At 67.0% G+C, this 1,866-nt stretch carries 2 protein-coding genes; both read right to left on the bottom strand.

The window, feature by feature from the left end:
- The coding region (locus tag RLN94_RS03180) for a phenylacetate--CoA ligase family protein (RefSeq protein ID WP_350168528.1) at nucleotides 1-1,022 on the bottom strand (1,022 nt) is incomplete at its 3' end.
- Nucleotides 1,023-1,131: 109 nt separating this feature from the next.
- Nucleotides 1,132-1,866 (bottom strand): ABC transporter ATP-binding protein (locus RLN94_RS03185; protein WP_350130956.1); only part of this gene is annotated, 735 nt, incomplete at its 5' end.

Below are 1,866 nucleotides of genomic sequence, written 5' to 3' on the forward strand. Positions count from 1 at the left end.
GAAATCTCGTCATGGCGCGACACCAGCGCCGCCACCTGCTCGGGGCGCACGAACATGCCCTTGATCTTGGTCGTCTGGTCGGCCCGGCCCATCCAGCCCTTGATGCGAATATTCGTGCGGCCACAGGGGCTTGCGCCCTCCATCACCGCCGACAGGTCACCGGTGGCAAACCGGATCAGCGGATAGTCCGGGTTCAGCGTGGTCACCACCACCTCGCCCACCTCGCCGGGGGCGACGGGCGTGCCGGTGCCCGGTCTCACGATCTCCACGATCACGCCCTCGTCGACGATCATCCCGTCGGCCGCCTCGCTTTCATAGGCGATATTGCCCAGGTCGGCGGTGGCATAACATTGCAGACAGGTGATGCCCCGTTCGGCATATTCCTGCCGGAGCGACGGGAACAGCGCCCCGCCCCCGACCGCCGCTTTCGTGATCCCCAGGGTCAGCCCCATCTCGTCGGCCTTGTCCAGAATCACCTTCAGGTAATCGGGCGTGCCGGCATAGGCGGTGACGCCGATATCATGCGCCGCCCGCGCCTGAAGCTCGGTTTGCCCGGTGCCCGCGGGCAGCACGGCGGCGCCCACGGCGCGCGCGCCGCTTTCGAAAATCATCCCCGCCGGGGTCAGGTGATAGCCGAAACAGTTCTGCACGATATCGCCCTTGCCCACGCCGCAGGCATGCAGGAACCGCCCCACGCGCCACCAGTCATGGCTTATGCCACCCGGCTCGTAGATCGGACCGGGCGACTGGAAAATATGCGCGAACCCCTCCGGCGCCAGCGTCGTCAGCCCGCCAAAGGGCGGCTGCCCGCCCTGCGCCTTGCCAAGGTCGCTCTTGCGCAGCACCGGCAGGACCGACAGCGCCTCGACACTGGTGATGCTGCGCGCATCCACCGGCGCCAGCGCGTCGCCATAGCCGGGCAGGGCCTGCGCGCGGGCGATCTGCTCGGGCAGGGCGCGGGCGATGTCCGCGGCGCGATCCTCGGCCGGGCGGGTTTCGAGATCATCGAAATAGCGGGTCATGACGGCATCCTCTGGGTTGCGCCCGGGGGCGCGACAGCGTGACGGGGGAAAAAGGGCAGGGCGACGATCGGCAACATCCGGGCGCCATCCCTGCGGAACTGGTAAACCTTCAGCTCAGCCAACGCTTGCGGCGGCGATAGCTGCGCACGTCGCGGAAACTCTTGCGGCCCTCCTCGGACATGCCGAGATAGAACTCCTTCACATCCGGGTTCTCGCGCAGGTTCTTGGCCGGCCCGTCCATCACCACGCGGCCATTCTCGAGGATATATCCGTAATGCGCGAAGCGCAGCGCGACGTTGGTGTTCTGCTCGGCCAGCAGGAAGGTATAGCCCTGATCCTCGTTGAGCGATTTGACGATGCCGAAGATCTGCTCCACCAGCTGCGGCGCAAGCCCCATGCTGGGCTCGTCCAGCAGGATCGTCTCGGGCCGGCTCATCAGCGCGCGGCCGATCGCCACCATCTGCTGCTCCCCGCCCGAGGTATAGCCCGCCTGGCTGCGGCGGCGCTCCTTCAGGCGCGGGAAATAGGTATAGACCAGCTCCAGATCCTTCTCGATCTCGCCCCGCGACGAGCCGCGCGTATAGGCGCCCGTCAGCAGGTTCTCCTCGACCGTCAGGTGCTCGAAACAATGCCGCCCCTCCATCACCTGGATGACGCCCTTCTTCACAAGGTCCGACGGCACCAGGTCCTGCACCCGCTCGCCGCGATAGCGGATGCTGCCCTTGGTCACCTCGCCCCGCTCGGACTTGAGCAGGTTCGAGATGGCCTTCAGCGTGGTGGTCTTGCCCGCGCCGTTGCCGCCCAGCAGGGCGGTGATCCCGCCCTTGGGCACCGACAGGCTGAC

The sequence above is a fragment of the Roseovarius sp. genome (assembly GCF_040223625.1).
In the GTDB taxonomy this organism is placed as follows: domain Bacteria; phylum Pseudomonadota; class Alphaproteobacteria; order Rhodobacterales; family Rhodobacteraceae; genus Roseovarius.